The following is a 20,290-nucleotide window of genomic DNA, read 5'->3' on the forward strand; positions in this document are numbered from 1 at the left end:
AGCAACGACCAGTGGTGATATTGCTCAGCAATTGGATGCTCATTTTGCAAAAGTAAATGGGGCTGTTGCCTTGATTAAGGGGGAGCAGATCACACACTATTTTTTTGGCAATGAAGTTAATGAACATGCGTTATTTGAGGTAGGTTCACTCACGAAACCTATGGTTGCAAAAGTCATCAGTGATTTAGTATGGTTGGGAGATTGGCAACTTAATGCGCCACTCTCCCGACTTCTTAAAGATAAAGTTGTTTCACATCACCATTATACTTTGCAGCAACTGCTTACCCATACGTCGGGGCTGCCCCGTTTACCCAGTAACCTTTCGCCTATTGATGAAGCAAACCCCTATGCACATTATGATGTTGAACAACTGCGAGCTGCTTTAAAAGTGTCAACACCGCAAAGTGGAACGTTTGAGTATTCCAATTATGGTTATGGGCTATTGGGGTATTTACTGACGCAAACGTTGCATAAGCCATTGGAAGATATACTGAATCAACATGTCTTTACGCCACTGAATATGAAAACGGCAGATTTATCACTGAGTGGTTCGAAGAAAAGTCAAAGTGCCTCGTTAGTCAAAGCGGTCGATTATTTCGATAACCCCATCGAGCGCTGGCAGTTTGATAGTTTGGCTGGAGCGGGTGCTGTTGTTGCATCATTACATGATCTGGCGCAATGGGTATCGGCCTATTGGCGTTTTGCTCAAACCAACCCGGCTTTACATGCACAAATGCAAGCGACATTAACCCCATTGAATGACCAGATGGCATTTGGTTGGATGCGTCAGGGTGAGCAGGTTTATTGGCACAGTGGCCAAACTGGTGGATATAGTAGTATGGTGATATTTGACCCAAAACGAAAACAAGCAGTGATTGTGCTTGCCGCAGGTGTTGTAAATACCACACAAGTCGGGCAACTGCTTTTTAATCAAATGGATGAACTATGAGACATACACAAAACCACTATATTTTATGTCATTTCGGTGGTTGGCTTTGCGCTTATCTTATTTTTAGCTATATGATCATACGCAATCCGTTTGCTTCACCGCTTGAGTATGGGTACGGAGGCGTTTTATTTGTGAGCGGGATGCTATTGAGCCATGTAGTCAGGGTGGTTTTCAAACGGTTTATTTATCGCTATGCGTTGTGGATACATGTGTTCTACTTTGGTTTTAGTGCGCTATTAGTTGCCACACTATCCACTTTGATTTTGTTACTGGCGGTGTTTGTATTTGCATATCTCGGTTGGTCATACCCCATTCCTCAATCGCAGTGGGCGTTCGTTATTGATAAAGTTTTTTTTAGTAATGCCTTTAATATGCTTGGACTTAGCTTACTTTGGAGCGCCTGTTACTTAGTGCTGATTAAAGTAAGGCAGCTTCATGATGCTAAAACATCACTTCAAGCAAGCCAATTGCAAGTACTTAATAATCAGTTAAATCCCCACTTTTTATTTAATGCCATTAATGATTTACGAGCACTTATTTTGGAGCACCCTCAGCAAGCTCGGACAGGATTAGCGCAGTTATCTGACATGCTCCGCTACAGTTTGCAACCGCTAAAAGGGGACAAGGTAGAACTGGCGCAAGAGTTAACCTGCGCGCAAAATTATTTGGCGCTTTGTAAAATCGGTCTAGAAGACCGGCTGGCCTTTAGATTTGATGTCGAAGCTGAGGCGAGGCGCTGTTTGGTTCCTAAATTGATTTTACAGTTGTGTTTGGAAAATGCGGTGAAACATGGGATTGCCCCTAATTTGGCTGGCGGAGAAATAAAAACCTGTATTCGATGCAGCCATGACAACTTACAAATAGAGATAACTAACCCGTTAGTTGCAGCACGCACGAGCCAGCCTAGTTTGGGGATTGGCACTAAGAATCTACAAGATAGACTGCAGCTACTTTATCAAGGCCAAGCTCGGATGGAATTACTAAAGCAAAAAAAAGACATGTTAGTGAAGATTGAGCTGCCTAAGGAGTACGTATGACAAGAATTATGCTGATAGATGACAGTCGCTTAGCGAGGCTCGAGCTCAAAGCACAGCTACATGAGTTTGGTGAACAAGAGATCATCGCGGAAGCTGGAAATGTGGCGGAGGCCCGAGAAAAAATTGAACGTTTACAGCCTCAGCTTATATTTCTCGATATCAATATGCCTGATGGTAGTGGCTTTGATCTGCTTGCTCAGTTGGAATATGTACCGAATGTCATCTTTGTCACCGCCTACGATGAATTTGCAGTTCAGTCGTTTGAGGTGAATGCGTTAGATTACTTACTTAAACCTGTCACCAATGAGCGCATTAAAGCGGCATTAGATAAATATCAACAAAAAGCAGCCAAACCTATGGCTATGGAGAGTAAATTTTTTATTAAAGATGCAAACAAATGCTTTTTTATTTCATTAGAGCAAGTGACGGCCTTTGAGGCCTTGGGTAATTATACGCAGGTACATTTAGTGAACCAAAAAATGAGTGTGTACCGCACTTTATCTCATATTGAAAGTCGCTTACCGAGTGACGATTTTTTTCGCGCTGGTCGCAGTTGCATTATCAATGTTAATCATATTGAAAGCGTTGAATTGGAAGTTGGAGGGGCGCTTGAAGTCACTCTGTGTGGTGGCCTGATTATTCCGCTATCTCGTAAGCAAGCGGCACTGTTTAAACAGAAATGGCGTTTATAGGTAATAAAGTATCAGCGACAAACGCTTGAATCCGTTTTATTTTTGTTCAATCCTAGAGGGGAACTGCAAAAAGAAAAATAACAATAAGGATGAATATGTTCAGTTTGATTGGACTCGTTGGCGCGCTCATACTTTTAATCGTTTTAACCCTCAGGGGTGTGAATCTTTTTCTTAGCGCTCCTTTATGTGCCTTATTAGTCGCGTTAACCAGTGGCGTGATCATTTTTCCTATGGACGGCCAAACAGATTTTATCACGAGCTATATGAGTGGCTTTAGTGGCTTTATTCAAGCTTGGTTTTTTATGTTTTTGCTCGGTTCATTGTTTGGCAAATTTATGGAAGATACGGGGGCTGCAGATGCGGTAGCACATTACATTGTCGGTAAACTGGGTATGAAGTATGCGGTGCTTGCCGTGGTGTTGGCGTGTGCTCTATTAACCTATGGCGGCGTGAGTGTGTTTATTGTCGCGTTCTCGGTTTATCCCATGGCTTTAAGTTTATTTAAAGACGCCAATTTACCGAGGCGCTTTATTCCAGCCACCTTGGCATTTGGGTCTGTTACTTTCACCATGACTTCCGCCGGCTCACCGGAAATTCAAAATTGGATCCCCATTAAGTATCTAGGCACCTCACCTTATGCCGCTTGGCAAGAAAGTTTAGTGGTTGCCATCTTGATGGCGGCTCTGGGTTATGGCCTGCTTATGCGCATGATCAACAAGGCCAAAGCCAATGGTGAAGTGTTTGAAGTACGGGCGGACGACCCACAAGAACAAAAACGTACCTTACCACATCCAGTTACCGGACTGTTACCTTTGTTGGTGGTGCTAGGGTTGTCATTTACCTTACACGAAACTCTACAGCAAAGCGCATTAATTGTTGCCTTATTAGGCGGTGTATTGGCGATTTTGCTAGTGAACTTCAAGCACTTTGTGAATCTACAACAGGCGATTAATCTAGGCACTACGGGGGCGTTGGTAGCGATAGGTAATACGGCCGCGGTGGTAGGCTTTGGGGCTGTAGCAAAAGTGACCCCAGCGTTTCAAAGTGCGGTTGAAGTGATGACGCAAATCCCAGGTAACGAATTACTGGGCGCAGCGATAGCCATTAGTATGATCGCAGGCTTAACAGGCTCGGCATCAGGAGGGCAAGCCATCGCATTACCACTTGTTGCGCCCCACTATATGGACTTAGGTGTGGATGCGAATCAATTACACCGTGTTGTGGCAATTAGCTCTGGCGCGTTGGATACCTTACCGCACAATGGTTATGTGGTTACGACCGTGCGGGCCATTTGCAAAGAAACCCATCAAGCTGCTTACTGGCCATTGGCGGTATTGACGGTGGTGGTGCCTTTGCTTGGATTGGCAGTGATTTTGGGACTATTCACGCTTTTTTAAGCTAAATGGTAAGTAACTACTCTCTTTTAATAAAAAGACGCTTATACCCCTGTGATTTTCGAAGCGCGATTATTACTTATCGCCACGAATAAAAACTTTTTCGCAAATTGTGCGCATTTTAAGCGATATCAAGGATGATGTTCGCAATAAGAGGTGATATACTCCCGCCGAATAATTTTTCTACTTTAAATAGAGCAAAACAATGGCAGATTTATCGAAGTACAGAAACATTGGTATTTTCGCGCACGTTGATGCGGGTAAAACTACCACCACTGAGCGTATCCTAAAGCTTACAGGTAAGATTCATAAAACTGGTGAGGTACACGACGGTGAGTCTACTACTGACTTCATGGAACAAGAAGCTGAGCGTGGTATTACAATCCAGTCAGCTGCTGTAACGTGTGAGTGGAAAGGTCACCGTTTAAACGTTATCGACACTCCAGGACACGTTGACTTCACTGTTGAAGTATACCGTTCATTAAAAGTTCTTGACGGTGGTATCGGTGTATTCTGTGGTTCAGGTGGTGTAGAGCCACAATCAGAAACTAACTGGCGTTATGCGAACGAGTCAGAAGTAGCTCGTGTTATCTTTGTAAACAAACTAGACCGTATGGGTGCTGATTTCTACCGCGTAATAGGTCAGGTTAAGAAAGTACTAGGTGCTAACCCACTAGTTATGACGTTACCAATCGGTATCGAAGACGAGTTCTGTGGCGTTGTTGACGTACTTGAAAAGAAAGCATACGTGTGGGATGACTCTGGTCTTCCTGAAAACTACGAAGTACAAGACGTTCCAGCAGACATGGTAGACAAAGTTGAAGAATACCATGAGATGCTTATCGAGTCTGCGGTTGAGCAAGATGACGACTTAATGGAAGCGTACATGGAAGGTGAAGTACCTTCTATCGAAGACATCAAGCGTTGTATTCGTAAAGGTACTCGCGATCTAGCGTTCTTCCCAACTTACTGTGGTTCAGCATTCAAAAACAAAGGTGTTCAACTAGTACTTGACGCGGTTGTAGATTACCTACCTGCGCCAACTGAAGTTGATCCTCAGCCGCTAACTGATCCTGAAACAGGTGAGCCTACTGGTGAAGTAGCAACTGTTGACGCTGATCAGCCACTTAAAGCGCTTGCGTTTAAGATCATGGATGACCGTTTCGGTGCATTGACTTTCATCCGTATCTACTCTGGTCGCATGAAAAAAGGTGACACGATCCTTAACTCTGCAACGGGTAAAACAGAGCGTATCGGCCGTATGGTTGAGATGCAAGCAGACGACCGTAATGAGATTTCAGAAGCGCAAGCGGGTGACATCATCGCGGTTGTGGGTATGAAGAACGTGCAAACTGGTCACACTCTATGTGATCCTAAGCATGAATGTACACTTGAAGCGATGATCTTCCCTGATCCAGTAATCTCAATCGCGGTACAGCCGAAAGATAAAGGCGGTAACGAGAAGATGGGTATCGCTATTGGTAAGATGGTTGCAGAAGATCCGTCATTCCAGGTTGAAACGGATGAAGAAACAGGTGAAACCATCCTTAAAGGTATGGGTGAATTACACCTAGACATCAAGGTAGACATTCTTAAGCGTACTTACGGCGTAGACCTAATCGTTGGTCAGCCGCAGGTTGCTTACCGTGAAACTATCACACAAGAAGTTGAAGATAGCTACACGCACAAGAAGCAATCAGGTGGTTCTGGTCAGTTCGGTAAGATCGACTACCGCATCAAGCCAGGCGAAGCTAATTCAGGATTCACGTTCACTTCAACGGTTGTTGGTGGTAACGTACCTAAAGAATTCTGGCCTGCAGTTGAGAAAGGCTTTAAGTCTATGATGCAAACGGGTGTACTTGCTGGCTTCCCTGTATTAGACGTTGAAGTTGAGCTATTCGACGGTGGTTTCCACGCAGTTGACTCATCAGCAATCGCGTTCGAAATCGCAGCGAAAGGTGCATTCCGTCAGTCTATCCCTAAAGCGGGGGCACAACTTCTTGAGCCAATCATGAAAGTTGACGTGTTCACGCCAGAAGACAACGTAGGTGACGTAATCGGTGACCTTAACCGTCGTCGTGGTATGATCAAAGACCAAGAAGCTGGCCTTACAGGCGTTCGCATCAAGGGCGACGTACCGCTATCTGAAATGTTCGGTTACATCGGTCACTTGCGTACAATTACTTCAGGTCGTGGTCAGTTCTCTATGGAGTTCTCACACTACGCACCATGTCCGCAAAACGTTGCTGACACTGTAATTGCTGCAGAAAAAGAGAAAAAAGCGGCTAAGTAATAATCGCTTTAAGTTCTTAAAAAACCCGCTTGATTGAGCGGGTTTTTTTATGCTTTTAAATAACCGACCTGAATTTAGGTTAATAAATAATTCACACTCACCGGTCTTGTTTTAGGTACTTGTAATGATATTATTGCTGCGTGCAAAATAAACGTATTGCATGCCCCGCATGATAGCATTTGGAGTTGGGTGATGAGGACTGTAGATTTATCGATAAATTGGCTACTTTATGGCACTTTTCTGGTAGTTTGTCTCATCTTTTTACAGGTGGCCCCCGTGGGCACGAGTCATTCCGTTATTTCAATATTAAGTTATGCTGTGATCGGTGGCTGTTTGATCCCTGTTGTTTTGGCCATTGCCAATAAACGCTTTGTACATATCGATAAAGCAGGAATAAGCTACTCACTTGGTCTGGGCACACGTTATATTCATAACGAAGATATCGCAGAGATAGAGCGTAAGTCGTTATTTTTGTTGACGCTGCTAACGGTGAAAATGAAAAGTGGCGAGGTGCAATCTTTTTACAGCTGGTCACTCAGTGAAATTAGTTTTGATAGAGCAAAGCAGTTATTAGCAAGTGAATAAAAATGCGCCTTCATGGCGCATTTTTGATATGGTTACTTTTCGTTAAGCCAAATTGCAACTTGCTTGGCAAAGTAAGTTAGAATACCATCCGCGCCGGCACGCTTAAATGCAAGTAACGACTCCATCACGACCGGTCTTTCAGCCAGCCAGCCATTATTGATGGCCGCTTTGTGCATCGCATATTCACCGCTGACTTGATAAGCAAAGGTTGGCACGCCAAATTCATCTTTAACCCGGCGAACCACATCTAAGTATGGCATACCCGGTTTTACCATGACCATATCAGCACCTTCTTGCAAATCGAGCGCAACTTCACGCAATGCTTCATCCGAATTGGCGGGGTCCATTTGGTAGGTTTTCTTGTCTGCACCCTTTAAGTTACCCGCTGATCCTACGGCATCTCTAAATGGGCCATAATAGCTTGAAGCATACTTAGCAGAGTATGCCATGATACGAGTATGAATATGTCCTTCGGCTTCTAACGCTTCACGAATTGCACCGATGCGGCCATCCATCATATCTGAGGGAGCGACGATGTCGGCACCCGCTTGAGCATGTGACAGCGCTTGTTTGACCAACACCTCAGTCGTGACATCATTAATCACGTAGCCATTATCATCGATGATGCCGTCTTGGCCATGAACGGTAAATGGGTCGAGTGCAACATCGGTGATCACGCCCAGTTCAGGGAATTCCGCTTTTAGTGCGCGTACCGTGCGTTGTGCTAGCCCTTCGGGGTTATATGCTTCTTCTGCATCTAATGATTTTTTATCGCTCGGTGTCACTGGAAAAATGGCGATAGCAGGCACGCCTAATGCAACAAGTTGTGCGGCCTCTTCAATGAGTAAATCAATTGATAGACGCTCAATACCAGGCATGGATTCAATGGCTTCGCGTCTGTTCTTTCCTTCCAATACGAACACTGGAAAAATCAAGTCATTAACCGAAAGCTGATTCTCGCTCATTAGGCGTCTTGAAAAGTCATCACGGCGCATACGACGCATGCGTGTATAAGGAAACAAATCTAATCCAGATTGAGCCACATTATTCTCCTAAGATTCTTGATAGGCAATTACGCGATTTCTGCCTTGCTGTTTTGCTTGGTACAAGGCTTTATCGGCTAGGTCGGTATAGATGGTTGGGTTTTTACTGTCGTTGGCAATCGCGCTATGGACGCCGGCACTGAGCGTCATGTTGACTGCTACGCCACCAAAGTCAAACGGTGTGCCGTCCAATGATTGACGAATTTGCTCCGCCAAGTCGATAGCGCCAATTTGATCTGTGTTAGGAAGCAACAGTACGAATTCCTCCCCGCCATAGCGAAATACTTCATCGAATGGACGCTTTAAGTGTTGTTCAATGACTTTCGCGACAGCACAAATAGCTTGGTCACCCACAAGGTGCCCATAATTATCATTGATCTGTTTGAAATGGTCGATATCGAGCATTACCACACTGAGCATGGTTTGTTCTCTGCGAGAACGACGCACTTCCATCATGATCCGTTTATCAAAGTAACGGCGATTCTTAACTTTGGTGAGTGGATCTTCCATATTGAGCTTTTCTAACTCACGGTTTTTCTCTTCTAATTCACGTAATGTGACTTCCAGCTCAAAGGTGCGCTCATCGATACTACTTTCGAGTTCTTCTTGGGCTTGGGCTTGCAAGAGTAACCGTTCTTTTAAGAGCGCATCCTCTGCTCTGGTCTGTGCTAGACGTGCTTGTTGTGCTTCTATTTTGTTGTCGCGTTCTTGGATGTATTGCCGAGCGAGTGCGTAACTGAGCGTCATACTGATCAACAAATAGCAGAGATAAGTTAAGGGCCTATCGAGCAATGCATCTGATAAAAGGCCTAGCTCAAACGCACTTTGATAGCTCAAAGCGAGTAATTGCATGACAAACATGAGTAAGAAAGCTTTGTGGGCAGGTGTTTCTAACTTCCAAGCACGTGTCGATATAAACACAAAGCACAGCGAGAGAAGGAGGCTGTAACTATAAGCGATAGACAAGGCGACATTGTATGGTGCAAAACAAATCAAAACGGTCACTAATAGTCCGATTTGGAATAGCCAAGTTAGTGCCTTTTGACTGCGTTGCGCAACTTTTGGAACCAGCAACATTTTCAGCAATGGCGCAAATAACCAAGTCGAGATCAGTAAGAATAGTGCTTGACCGAACTGCTGCATCCATTGCCAATCACCGTATAAATAGCGGTGACTGAAGCCATACAAATGTATGTTAAGTAACCAGATAAAGGCAATTGTTAGGCCGCCAAAGAGAAAGTATTGTTTACGCGTAAAAGAGTACATTGCTGCATTGGTCAGGACCATAGCCAAAATAAAGCCCGCTAATATGCCATATAGCAAGTTGAATTTACTGGTGTATTTTAAGTATTCAATTGGATGCCATAAGCTCAAAGGCAGGTAAGTCGGCTTGCTATTTTGAATTCTAATGTAGATGACGCTATGTGCTTTTGATGCCAGCTTTAGCGGAATGAGCTGAGCTTCATGCAAAATGGGCATTGAGCTATGCTTCGCTAACAGTGAGCGATTGTTCTGAGGCACAAATGCAGCAACACTATCGAGTTGATTATTATTGATATTGATGAGTAATGGCAAGGTTTGTTCAGTGCTATTGGTCAAACTGACTCTTAACCAAACAGTTTTATTTACCTGCTTTAGCTGCAAAAAACCGTTCACAACGGGTTGCCAATTGGGGTTGCTGTTCAGTAATTCGGTGGGTGTTTCGCTGTTATTAATACTGAAATCGAAAGGCAAGGTGAGCTGTTTGTTGAACTGTGCATCGATTTCTATTGCCCGAGCTGGAAACACTGACAGTAGGCAGAGCATGACAAATAAGCAAAAACGGGGCATGGTCACTTTTAATCCTTTAAAAAGAGACGTTTAAAATTATTAGCGCTGATTGTGGCGATGTGTTCTTCAGTTTGGCCACGTAACAGCGCTATTTGCTTAACAATCGCTGAAATAAATGCAGGCTCATTGCGGCGAGATTTCGGTTTGGGTTTTAAAGTACGGGGCAGCAGATAGGGCGCATCAGTTTCAATTAACAATCTGTCGTCGGGGATCTGTGGCACAAGCTGTTGTAATTGCTCGCCGCGCCTTTCATCACATACCCAACCGGTAATACCAATCATTAGACCGTAGTCTAGATAAAACTCAAGTGCTGTTTGATCGCCAGTAAAACAGTGCAATATCCCCCGAACCGACACTCGGTTGAGCTGTTGTTGCATCGCATTAAAGGCATCACGTTCATGTAAATACACCGGTTTATTCAGGCGTTCGGCAAGTTTCAGTTGTGAATTGAGTACGTTTAGCTGCTGCGGACGCGGAGAAAAGTCACGGTTAAAGTCAAGACCACATTCACCGACAGCGACGACATGAGCGTGTGTTAGCAATTGCTCAATGTCACTTAGGAAGTTATCCGTTGCGCTTTTGGCATCGTGAGGATGGATCCCAGCGGTGCTGTTAAAGCCATATTTTTGTGCCAGCGACAAGCTTTGCTTGGAGTCCTCGATGTTACTGCCGATAAGCAGCATATCGGTTACTCCAGCTAACTTGGCGCTTGTTACAATATCGTCGCGAATATCGTCGAATTGAGAACTCGTGAGATTGACGCCCGCATCGATATACTGGCTGGACATTAATCTACTCGCTTTACTCTAATACTGCGATTAGAGCCCACTTTTTTCATTAAGAATGAGCCAAGTGTGCCACGACGAATTTCGACTTGATCGCCTTCTTTCGCGTAAAATGTGTCTGAGCCAATTTGATCCCATTTCTGGTTGTTATCAAGCGTGAATTTACGACTACCCAACGGAGATTTTTCTACTTGTGTCACAACCGCTTGGATCTCATCCATTTGAGTTTGTTCTGTTTTCTTTTCAATCAACCTAGCACTCATGCCAAACTTCTCTTCTTGAGACAAAGCGGGTTGCGAAGTAGGTTGCGTTGCAGTTTGTTTAGGTGCAACCAGTTCACTGGCGCTAATTGGTTGGTTGGCCATGACTTTGTCAAAGCAGAGTAGGCGATTGAAATCTTTTTCAATCAAGGTACAAGCTTCTAAGGCTTGAAGATTGACAGATTGTGCTAATGCCGAACTAGAGGCAAGTAAAAGGCTGAACAATGCGACAGTTTTCATTCTTGTAATTCCTGTTTTTTTGATTCTTTTTTATAAAATTTGGCCAAAATGAGCCCGAGTTCAAACAATGCAAGCATCGGGATCGCCAGTAAAGTCTGTGATAACACATCGGGTGGTGTTAAGAACATGGCAACCACAAATGCACCCACGACCATGTAAGGGCGTTTTTCCTTCAAACTTTGCGTAGAAGTGATGCCACTCCAACATAGCAACATGATGGCGACGGGTATTTCAAATGCAACGCCAAACGCAAAAAACATCTTGAGCGTAAACCCTAAATAGCTGCTGATATCAGGAGAGAGCGTCATCAACTGAGGCCCTACACTGGTAAAAAAACCTAACACGATAGGCAGTACAACAAAATAGCAAAAGGCGATACCAGCATAAAAAAGCAAAATGCTAGAGCATAAAATAGGGATTAACATGCGCTTTTCATGTTGATACAGACCCGGTGCGATAAAACTCCAAACCTGATGTAAAATCATGGGAACCGCCGCAAATAGGGCTACAAACAGCGTTAGCTTAAACGGCGCAAAGAAAGGTGCGGTGACATCCGTGGCGATCATGGTGCTATGTTCAGGCAGGTTAGCAACCAAAGGTGCCGCGACAAAACTGTATATATCGTTCGCGAAATACACCAGCGCGAGAAATATCAACAACACGCTGAGCAAGGCTTTCATGATTCGGTTGCGTAGCTCAATTAAATGACTGATAAAACCGCTTTGTTGGGCATGTGACATAGGTAACTCTTACTTCTTTGCTTTAGTCACTGTCTTTAGACTGTGTGGAGGTGTTTTTATAGCTGTGTTTCACTGATTCAGCTGCTTTTTTTAACTCATCGACCGACTGTTGTAAGTCACCCGATAAACCTTGCATATTCTGCTCTTCAGCTTTTTTGAGATTGCTATGTAGCTCGTGTACGCGCAGCTCTTCACTCACCTCAGCTTTCACTGAGTTAGCGACTGATTTAATGGTGTTTACCCAACGACTAACGGTGCGGATCGCAACGGGAAGACGCTCAGGGCCTAGCACTATCAAACCGACGATCAGCACAACCACTAGCTCCCACATTCCCATGGCTTATACCTTATCTTTTTTTTCTTGCTCAACTTTACTTTGTTCAGACACCTGCTCAGTAATTTGCTCTTTTGATTTTTCTTCGTCTGACATCGCCTTTTTAAAGCCTTTTACGGCACCACCCAAATCGCTGCCGATACCACGTAGCTTTTTCGTTCCAAACAACAAAACAATGATGGCAAGAATTATGAGTAACTGCCAGATACTGATCCCACCTAAGCCCATGGTGACTCCTTAAATACGAGAAATTTATTAAACTGTTGTGATTATACGCCCAGTGAGCAAAATATCACCCTATTTTGCGCCACGCGCCAACAAATACCACCGCACTACATGCCAGCGCGATACCACTGAGCAACCACTGCTCAGCAATGTAGGAGAGACTGGCACAGATCAGAGCTGAGCAGGAGAGCATCCCCAATAAGACTGACTTGCCATCGGCCTTCGGTGGTGTGACTTGTAGTTGGCGATTGTTACGTTTTAAATTTTGATACACAAGATCGGGTAACTCAGGCATTTTTTCAGCCCAAAATGGTAAATTGGCGTACAATTGTTTTAGCACCGACCAAGGTCCAACTTGATCTTTAACCCATTGCTCTAAAAATGGTTTTGCTGTTTGCCACAGGTCTAGTTGCGGATACAATTGTCGACCCAACCCTTCAACGTACAACAGTGTTTTTTGCAAAAGCACTAATTGAGGTTGCACTTCCATATTGAAGCGTCTAGCCGTATTGAATAGGTTGACCAACACATGACCAAAAGAGATCTCTGCCAAAGGTTTATTGAAAATAGGCTCGCACACCGTTCGTATTGCAAACTCAAATTCTTCAACACAGGTATCGGGTGGCACCCAGCCTGAATCTACGTGCAGTTGTGCCACTTGGCGATAGTCACGATTAAAAAATGCAATGAAGTTTTCCGCTAAATAGCGTTTATCTTCTTTATTCAAGGTGCCGACTATGCCGCAATCAATCCCGATATATTGTGGGTTTTTAGGATTCTCACGGGAGACAAAAATATTGCCAGGATGCATATCGGCATGAAAGAAGCTGTCTCTGAATACCTGCGTAAAGAACACTTCGACGCCTCGTTCAGCCAATAGCTTCATATTAGTGCCTTGTTTAAGCAGTTCGTCTGTGTCCGATACAGGAATACCATAGATGCGTTCCATTACCAGCACATTTTTACGAGAGTGATCACTGTATACTTTAGGAATATATAAAGATTCAGAATCCGTGAAATTACGCTTTAATTGAATGGCATTCGCGGCTTCACGCATTAAATCCAGTTCATCTAGCAACGTTTTTTTATACTCGCGCACGACTTCAACGGGTCGTAATCTACGACTTTGCTTAAAGACTCTCACCAGCATACGTGCAAATCGTTCCATCAGTGCCAAGTCTGCTTTTATCTGTGCTTCAATGTCGGGGCGGATCACCTTAATGACGACTTCTTGATCTACTCCTCGGTTGTGTAATATAGCCGTATGCACTTGCGCAATGGAAGCTGAGGCCAACGGTGTTTGATCGAACTCGCTAAACAGTTCACTGATATGGCTGATCTCTAACGCTTCTTCAATCAGCTTCTGTGCTTGTACACCATCAAATGGGGCAACTTTATCTTGCAACAAAGCGAGTTCTTCCGCGATGTCTTGGGGTAATAAGTCTCGTCGCGTAGACAACATTTGGCCAAATTTAACCCATACAGGACCCAAACTTTGTAACGCGAGGCGCAAACGTACACCTAGCGGTTTATCTGCGTGCTTATTGGCCATCCAAAAAAGGCTGCTTCTGGCAACGCGTGCGTACCAAGGACGCTTATGCGATGGAATAAACTCGTCTAGTCCATAACTGAGCAAAGTGCGAGTGATGTGATGTAATCGAGCAAAAGCCAAACTGGATTCCTTAGCGAGAAAGTAATTGATTAATACGTTGTTCTAAATGTGCGGTTTGCTGCTTTAGTTGCCGAGTGTGCGCCTTAAATTGTTCTAACTCTAATGGATGGATAGTGACTTTAAGCTCATCCTGAAAAAGCCCTTGAGTAGTGTTAGTAAGCGTTTGTTTTACATGCTTACTTCTATACTTGGCTGTACGGACATGTTGAACGAGCTGTTGTGCCACTGCATCGCCAAGGTAATGTGATAAATGCTCGGCCCAGTCAATATTGAGTTCGGAAAATATTTGCGCGTATTTTTGTGCAATATGAAGGTCGCCATCTAAATCCAGCGCCTCTTGACGGATCAGTCTAGTGAGCTGACTTGGGTCTTTTAGCTCACTCAAGGTGTTGATGCTTGCGCTTATTTTGCAATCTGCCTGCTCTTGGTAGTGGCTAAATACGATGAAACTTTGGCCGGTATAGGTCAATGCATAAGTATGCTGCCAATCACGGATCTCAATGGCTAATACCTTGTGCTGTACTGTTCCCAAAGCGGGCTTTAGTTCGGGTTCAAATGCCAATAGCGCATTCAGTACTTTTTCTACACCAGCGGTGAGCAGGGTCGTTATCATTGTATTCTCTAGTATTTAAAACCACGGTGAAGGGCAACGATGCCACCGGTCATGTTCTGATAGCTGGTTTGCTCGAAGCCAGCTTCTTCCATCATGCCTTTGAGTGTTTCTTGATCTGGATGCATGCGAATAGATTCCGCCAAGTAGCGGTAGGATTCGCTGTCGTTGGCAACCAGTTTACCCATGCTCGGTAACAGGTTAAATGAATAGAAGTCATAGAGTTTAGACAAGGCTTCATTGTCTGTTTTTGAAAATTCTAAAATTAATAGACGACCACCGGGTTTTAAAATGCGATACATAGAGCGCAGGGCTGCATCTTTATCGGTGACATTTCGTAGCCCGAATGCGATGGTGATCACATCAATACTGTTATCAGGGAACGGGAGAGCTTCGGCATTCATTTGCACATACTCAATGTTGCTGACGAGGCCGAGATCACGGAGCTTATCACGCCCCACTTTCAGCATTGAATCGTTGATGTCCCCTAAGATGACCTTGCCTGTATCACCCACAAGTTGACTGAATTTAGCGGTAAGATCACCAGTACCACCCGCTAAATCGAGTACTGTATGGCCTTTTCTCACACCTGAGCATGCGATAGCTTGGCGCTTCCATAATCGATGAATACCGAATGACATCAAGTCATTCATAATATCGTACTTAGCTGCGACAGAATGGAATACGTCAGCCACCATTGAGGCTTTTTCTTCTCTGGCAACGGTTTTGTATCCAAAATCGGTGGTATTTTGCTGCGACTCTTTCATGGTGCTTCTCTGCTGTGGCGGTTGCGCTAAAGTTGGCTACTAGTGTACTTGATTGCGCGCGCTCGGTGCAATTTATACGCTACAGAAATTCAGAGTTTAAGCGTTAAAATAAACCGGACCTTGGTTTACGGTGTGACATAGCAACTTTGATTAGAAAGGTACGCTTTGTGGGCTGCTAAATGCGCCTTGCGTGCCAGTTCATTAAAGTCTTGCTCTGGCGTATGCGCGCATATACCAATAGATAAGGCGATACGCGGTAGTTCTACGGCACTTTTTGAGCTCACAAACTTTAATTTATCCACACTGCTTTTGATTTTCTCTGCGATCACGTTGGCCGTGTCTGAATCAACGTCAGCCAGTAGTACGGTGATCTCTTCTTTACTGGTTCGGCCCGGTAAGCCACTTTCTTGCACATATTTTTGCACTTTGCTCGCCACGCGATTGAGCACGACATCACCGACGAGCGGACTATATTGCTCGTTGAATTCATCAAAGTTGGTAATTTGTATGGCGATCGCACACAAGGACTTGTTTTGTGCCAGCCATATTTGCGTTTGTTGATTAAGGTAGTGTCGTTTATACAACCCTGTTTGTGGGTCGATAACATGTTGTTTGCGCAGTTGTTGTAATGCTTGTTGCGATTTTTGCTGTAATAAATGTGCTTTTTTCAGCTGTTCTTTGAACATAGAGTGGCGTTTTGCCAATTGCTCAGCACTATTTTTTAGCTTATTTAACAATAACCTAGTTTTTGACAAATTGTGTTCATCAAAGTTGTTTACACAGCTATGCACCGTGTTGGCAAATGAAGCGATGTGTTTATGTGATTCGTGTGTGTTTTTTGTCAGGTTAGTCAGTAAACCATCAACGCTATCGAGTAATTCAGTCTCCTTTTTATGACCTAAATTAAGGTGTTCAAAATAGAGGTTTTCAATGAAGATGTTATCAATACGCTGCTTGTTTTTTATTGCAGAGTCTAGCGACTGATTTAGCTGGTTGTGAGTTTTACTGATATAGGTATAAGCCACTTGATAATTCAAGGGTGTTGGAGGCAAATGATGCAACTCTAAAAACAGGCAAACCTGTGTCATTTTTTCTTGGGCGCTCGCCATGGAATCATGGAACATCATTTTAATTACCGCAACAATGAGATCGTTCTTTGAGTTATTCAACCCTATCGCTTAAGTTCGATAGTGCTAAGCTAACGTGTTCGTACCAGAGTACTTATTCTGGCTTGTATTTAAAAGTAAAACATGAAAGTGTGAAATAAAAAAGTTAAATTTCTGCGACTGTTCGCTGTTTATATCATCAATTTTTCTTAGTTTGCCTGCTTTTTCTTCGCATTGCAATTTATGGAATTGGGCTCTTTTATTTGCAGTGATCAGATTGGCTCAGGTAGAGTCTGATAAAACGCTGTACCAAGGACAACAATGTGAAGAAAAATGTGATTTCAACGTTAAATATGTTGGTTTTTTGCTCATTATTATTTGGCTGCCAATTGACGCCAAGCTCGACTGATGCGCAGTTTAGTCATTTGGCTGACGAAATAACTCAGTTTAATGCGCAGATAGACCCATATCAGCAGTTATCTTCTCAAGCGGATTATCTGTTATACAATTTAGATGCAGATTTCCTCGCTAAAACAAACCAGCAAAGAGTGCGCTTTTTGGCGCGTTTGTCTGAAATTGATGTTGCACAATTAGATGAGCAAAACAAAATCAACTACGTTATTTTGCGTGCGCAAGTGCAAAACCGCGTGGATGGTTATCATTTTAATAAACGCTATATGCCGCTCAATTCCGAAGGTGGGTTTCACTCCGATTTGACCGAGATAATTTGGCTCAGCGACTATCGTAATGCTGAAGATCTCAATCTATATTTGCAAAGGTTGTCGCAAATACCTCGCTACTTTGAGCAAAACATGGCTTGGATGCAAAGAGGTATCGAGGTCGGTTACACCCAGCCTAAAATTGTCTTGGAGGGATATGAAAAGTCAATTCAGGCCTTTATTCATGACGATGTAACCCAATCACAGTTTTATGGTCCGTTTGTTACTAATTCAGCGAAATTATCAGCGCATGAATTTGCCGATATGCAAAGTAAAGCGAAAGACGTGTTATCTCGCGCGGTGATACCTGCTTATAAGAAGTATCTCGAGTTTTTTACGCAACAATATTATCCGGCGGCTAGAAATAGCATTGCGATTAAAGATATTCCTGATGGGGAGGCGTTTTATACGAATCGGATCAACTATTTCACCACGACGGATATGACCGCAAAGCAGATCCATGAGCTTGGTTTAAAAGAAGTCGCCCGTATTCGCGCTGAAATGGAACAAGTGATTGCGCAGGTGGGTTTTGAGGGGACATTTGCTGAGTTCATTCATTTTTTAAGAACCGATCCGCAGTTTTATGCTGAGACGCCCGTGCAATTGCTTAAAGAGGCGGCTTATATCTCCAAGCGCATTGACGCGCAACTCCCTAAATTGTTCCATACATTGCCACAACGCCCATATGGGGTTAAAGCCGTACCTGCGAATATTGCGCCTAAATATACCACTGGGCGTTATGCCCCCGCTAATAACGATAAAGAAGCGGGCTATTATTGGGTCAATACTTATGCATTGGATAAGCGTCCGCTTTATGTGCTTGAGGCATTAACACTACACGAAGCGGTGCCTGGCCATCACTTGCAAATTTCACTGAATGAAGAGCTAACTCATTTGCCAGAATATCGTCGCACGGAATACATTTCGGCGTTTGGTGAAGGGTGGGGGCTCTATTCTGAGTACTTGGGCCTAGAGGTTGGATTTTATCAAGACCCCTACAGCAACTTTGGCCGACTAACCTATGAGATGTGGCGTGCCGCGCGTTTGGTCGTAGATACTGGTATGCACATGTTTGGTTGGACTCGCCAACAAGCTATGGACTTTATGAAGAATAATACCGCTTTGTCACTTCATAATGTAAAAACTGAAACTGACCGTTATATTTCGTGGCCAGGTCAGGCGTTGTCATACAAAATTGGTGAGCTGACGATTAAAAAGCTGCGTAAAAGCGCAGAGCAACGATTAGGCGAACGTTTTGATTTAAGAGAGTTTCACTATCAAGTGTTACGTCATGGTTCAATTCCGCTTAGTGTGCTTGAGCAGCAAATTGACTCTTATATTACAAAGACACAAAAGCTGACTTTCTAGTCACAAATAGGTCGCTCTTTTCAGTATTTGATTAGGGCGTGTTGAACTTTGCTGTGTGTTTTTGCAGCAGTCATTCGGTCATTTTGGCAAGGCAGAGCCTGCGTCGCATAGTTATTCTATGTAAGTCTGGCGATAACGTAGAAAAAAGGCCGAATGGCGCTGCCCATAGGGTTCAACCAAAGGCTTCTACTACGGCGTCATGCGCTACTCGCATAGTCTGCTATGCGTCATAGCGCATTTCTGGTATTGAAAGCCTTTGATTTGAACAAAAGTCATACCTCAAAGATCAACACGCCCTAAAAGAAAACCCAGCAAATCGCTGGGTTTTCTTTAGTGTTAGAGACCGTTAGGTGTGTTTACAACAATAGGCTAAGTAGCAGTTGGGACAGCTCTTGGCGAGAGTGACATTTGGGCGCTTGTAAAATGAGTTGCTCACCTAGTTGTAGTGTTTGTGTTTGTACGGCTAACCGGCTTTGTTCATCTTCTATATCGGCAATATCCGCGACATGTGCCAAGCCTATGGTACGACGGATAAGCTCTGTACCACAGTAACCATATGTATCTCGCAGTATTTGCATGACAAATAACTCACCATAGCCTTTGGCTTGCAGTGCCAAGTCTTGGGTGTGTTGCTGCGCTAATGCTAACCAAGTATGTTCAAACTCACTGATACAAGTTTGAATGCAGTTGAGTAAGTAGGCGTGTAAGTCACGTCTTTGTGGTAACTCAGGTGTACGTGCATTATGTGCACAGTAATTCAATAGCAAATTACCAATGAATGAACCGAGATCAAAACCGATAGGTCCAAAAAAACCAAACTCGGGGTCAATTAACTTTGTATGTTTTTGGTCAACAAAAATGCTGCCAGTATGCACATCGCCGTGTAACAGCGCTTGAGGACTACTTAAGAACTTAACTTTAAGTTGTGCCACGGCCAATTTGAGTGACGCATTATTTTGCAGGCGCTTAACTTCATCGCTGAGTGCGCTTGGGAAGTTATTTCTATCACTTTCTCTATACGGGTCATCAAAGAAGAGATCTTCCGTGATGGCGCATAGCTCTGGGTTGGTGAATTCTTTTACCAGCGCCTTTTTATGTTGAGGATTTAAGTAGAAATCACTGGTAAAGAAGCTGGTTTTGGCAAGGTATTGTGCAACATCTTGAGCCAAATTCTCGAACTGGATGCCTTTGCATAATTCACCACGAAGTATCTGCATATGACCGAGATCTTCTAAAATCGTGATGGCCAAGTTATCGTCTTTATACAGCACTTTAGCGGTGATTTCAGGACATATTTCGCCATGTTTTAACAACACACTCGCTTCAATACGCGCTCTATCGAGGGTGAGAGGCCAAGATTCGCCTACACACCGAGCATAAGGTAGCGCTTGTTTTAAAATAACGCTGTGGCCTTGTTGGTCAGCCACTCTGAATACAAGATTGAGATTACCATCGCCAAATTCGTAGCAAGTAAGCTGCGCATCCGGAGCAAAAAACTGTCCCAGCTGCTTGATATAGTTGAGTGCTCGTTCGTTATCGAATGCAATGTAATCGTTCATGGCTCACCATCATTAGTAAAAGATCTTATAGAATTCTAAACTTTTAAATGTTTAGATGTCTATACTTCTTTTTCTTATTCGG

The 20,290-nt window shown here is 43.7% G+C and carries 19 protein-coding genes; 7 read left to right on the top strand and 12 right to left on the bottom strand.

Translation table 11 applies throughout. The features are described from left to right. The first annotated feature begins 31 nt into the window (after nucleotides 1–31). The 6 genes from AC5FX4_RS03230 (at nucleotide 32) to AC5FX4_RS03255 (ending at nucleotide 6,950) form a co-directional block, all read left to right on the top strand. Nucleotides 32–949, top strand: coding sequence for a serine hydrolase domain-containing protein (locus tag AC5FX4_RS03230; RefSeq protein WP_493605082.1), 918 nt, complete (start codon nucleotides 32–34; stop codon nucleotides 947–949). Then, a complete protein-coding gene (locus AC5FX4_RS03235; protein ID WP_493605083.1) occupies nucleotides 946–1,986 on the top strand; it encodes a sensor histidine kinase in 1,041 nt (346 codons plus the stop codon). Before AC5FX4_RS03230 ends, AC5FX4_RS03235 begins: the two co-directional genes overlap by 4 nt. Beyond that, nucleotides 1,983–2,678, top strand: coding sequence for a LytR/AlgR family response regulator transcription factor (locus AC5FX4_RS03240; RefSeq protein WP_493605084.1), 696 nt, complete (start codon nucleotides 1,983–1,985; stop codon nucleotides 2,676–2,678). Before AC5FX4_RS03235 ends, AC5FX4_RS03240 begins: the two co-directional genes overlap by 4 nt. 95 nt (nucleotides 2,679–2,773) lie before the next feature. Next, nucleotides 2,774–4,075 (top strand): GntP family permease, encoded by a 1,302-nt coding sequence (locus AC5FX4_RS03245; protein WP_493605085.1) that lies wholly within the window; start codon nucleotides 2,774–2,776, stop codon nucleotides 4,073–4,075. A 202-nt stretch (nucleotides 4,076–4,277) separates the two neighbouring features. Further along, a complete protein-coding gene (gene fusA, locus AC5FX4_RS03250; protein ID WP_493605086.1) occupies nucleotides 4,278–6,365 on the top strand; it encodes an elongation factor G in 2,088 nt (695 codons plus the stop codon). 276 nt (nucleotides 6,366–6,641) lie between these two features. Next, nucleotides 6,642–6,950: a hypothetical protein gene (locus AC5FX4_RS03255; protein ID WP_493605087.1), complete on the top strand. Its 309-nt coding sequence runs from the start codon at nucleotides 6,642–6,644 to the stop codon at nucleotides 6,948–6,950. 32 nt (nucleotides 6,951–6,982) lie between these two features. Here the strand turns inward: AC5FX4_RS03255 and hemB are convergent, their stop codons facing one another. The 11 genes from hemB to AC5FX4_RS03310 all read right to left on the bottom strand — a co-directional run bounded on the left by hemB (nucleotide 6,983) and on the right by AC5FX4_RS03310 (nucleotide 16,565). Next, nucleotides 6,983–7,993 carry a porphobilinogen synthase gene (gene hemB, locus AC5FX4_RS03260; protein ID WP_493605088.1) on the bottom strand — a complete coding sequence of 337 codons (1,011 nt, stop codon included), beginning with the start codon at nucleotides 7,991–7,993 and terminating at the stop codon, nucleotides 6,983–6,985. A 9-nt stretch (nucleotides 7,994–8,002) separates the two neighbouring features. After that, nucleotides 8,003–9,823, bottom strand: coding sequence for a sensor domain-containing diguanylate cyclase (locus AC5FX4_RS03265; protein WP_493607761.1), 1,821 nt, complete (start codon nucleotides 9,821–9,823; stop codon nucleotides 8,003–8,005). 8 nt (nucleotides 9,824–9,831) lie between these two features. Continuing rightward, nucleotides 9,832–10,611 carry a TatD family hydrolase gene (locus AC5FX4_RS03270; protein ID WP_493605089.1) on the bottom strand — a complete coding sequence of 260 codons (780 nt, stop codon included), beginning with the start codon at nucleotides 10,609–10,611 and terminating at the stop codon, nucleotides 9,832–9,834. Next, entirely contained in the window at nucleotides 10,611–11,108 is a 498-nt protein-coding gene (locus tag AC5FX4_RS03275) for a hypothetical protein (protein ID WP_493605090.1), read from the bottom strand. The genes AC5FX4_RS03270 and AC5FX4_RS03275 overlap by 1 nt, the downstream gene beginning before the upstream one ends. Then, nucleotides 11,105–11,848: a twin-arginine translocase subunit TatC gene (gene tatC, locus AC5FX4_RS03280; RefSeq protein WP_493605091.1), complete on the bottom strand. Its 744-nt coding sequence runs from the start codon at nucleotides 11,846–11,848 to the stop codon at nucleotides 11,105–11,107. The genes AC5FX4_RS03275 and tatC overlap by 4 nt, the downstream gene beginning before the upstream one ends. A gap of 22 nt (nucleotides 11,849–11,870) precedes the next feature. Further along, nucleotides 11,871–12,185, bottom strand: a complete 315-nt coding sequence (tatB, locus tag AC5FX4_RS03285; protein WP_493605092.1) for a Sec-independent protein translocase protein TatB — start codon at nucleotides 12,183–12,185, stop codon at nucleotides 11,871–11,873. A 3-nt stretch (nucleotides 12,186–12,188) separates the two neighbouring features. Next, nucleotides 12,189–12,410, bottom strand: coding sequence for a Sec-independent protein translocase subunit TatA (tatA, locus tag AC5FX4_RS03290; RefSeq protein ID WP_476290225.1), 222 nt, complete (start codon nucleotides 12,408–12,410; stop codon nucleotides 12,189–12,191). 64 nt (nucleotides 12,411–12,474) lie between these two features. Then, nucleotides 12,475–14,079 carry a ubiquinone biosynthesis regulatory protein kinase UbiB gene (gene ubiB / locus AC5FX4_RS03295; RefSeq protein WP_493605093.1) on the bottom strand — a complete coding sequence of 535 codons (1,605 nt, stop codon included), beginning with the start codon at nucleotides 14,077–14,079 and terminating at the stop codon, nucleotides 12,475–12,477. A gap of 10 nt (nucleotides 14,080–14,089) precedes the next feature. Further along, nucleotides 14,090–14,692 carry a ubiquinone biosynthesis accessory factor UbiJ gene (locus tag AC5FX4_RS03300; protein ID WP_493605094.1) on the bottom strand — a complete coding sequence of 201 codons (603 nt, stop codon included), beginning with the start codon at nucleotides 14,690–14,692 and terminating at the stop codon, nucleotides 14,090–14,092. A gap of 8 nt (nucleotides 14,693–14,700) precedes the next feature. After that, nucleotides 14,701–15,456, bottom strand: a complete 756-nt coding sequence (gene ubiE, locus AC5FX4_RS03305) for a bifunctional demethylmenaquinone methyltransferase/2-methoxy-6-polyprenyl-1,4-benzoquinol methylase UbiE (protein WP_493605095.1) — start codon at nucleotides 15,454–15,456, stop codon at nucleotides 14,701–14,703. Nucleotides 15,457–15,581: 125 nt separating this feature from the next. Continuing rightward, nucleotides 15,582–16,565, bottom strand: a complete 984-nt coding sequence (locus AC5FX4_RS03310; RefSeq protein WP_493607762.1) for a GGDEF domain-containing protein — start codon at nucleotides 16,563–16,565, stop codon at nucleotides 15,582–15,584. A 350-nt stretch (nucleotides 16,566–16,915) separates the two neighbouring features. Here AC5FX4_RS03310 and AC5FX4_RS03315 point away from each other — a divergent pair, with 350 nt between their 5' ends. Beyond that, the gene (locus AC5FX4_RS03315; RefSeq protein WP_493607763.1) at nucleotides 16,916–18,649 is read left to right on the top strand and encodes a DUF885 domain-containing protein; all 1,734 of its coding nucleotides are present in this window, start codon (nucleotides 16,916–16,918) and stop codon (nucleotides 18,647–18,649) included. 356 nt (nucleotides 18,650–19,005) lie between these two features. Here AC5FX4_RS03315 and mtnK read toward each other — a convergent pair whose 3' ends face one another. Next, nucleotides 19,006–20,208 carry an S-methyl-5-thioribose kinase gene (mtnK, locus tag AC5FX4_RS03320; protein ID WP_493605096.1) on the bottom strand — a complete coding sequence of 401 codons (1,203 nt, stop codon included), beginning with the start codon at nucleotides 20,206–20,208 and terminating at the stop codon, nucleotides 19,006–19,008. Between the last annotated feature and the right edge of the window lie 82 nt (nucleotides 20,209–20,290).

It is taken from the genome of Pseudoalteromonas sp. ATL1, assembly GCF_058933015.1.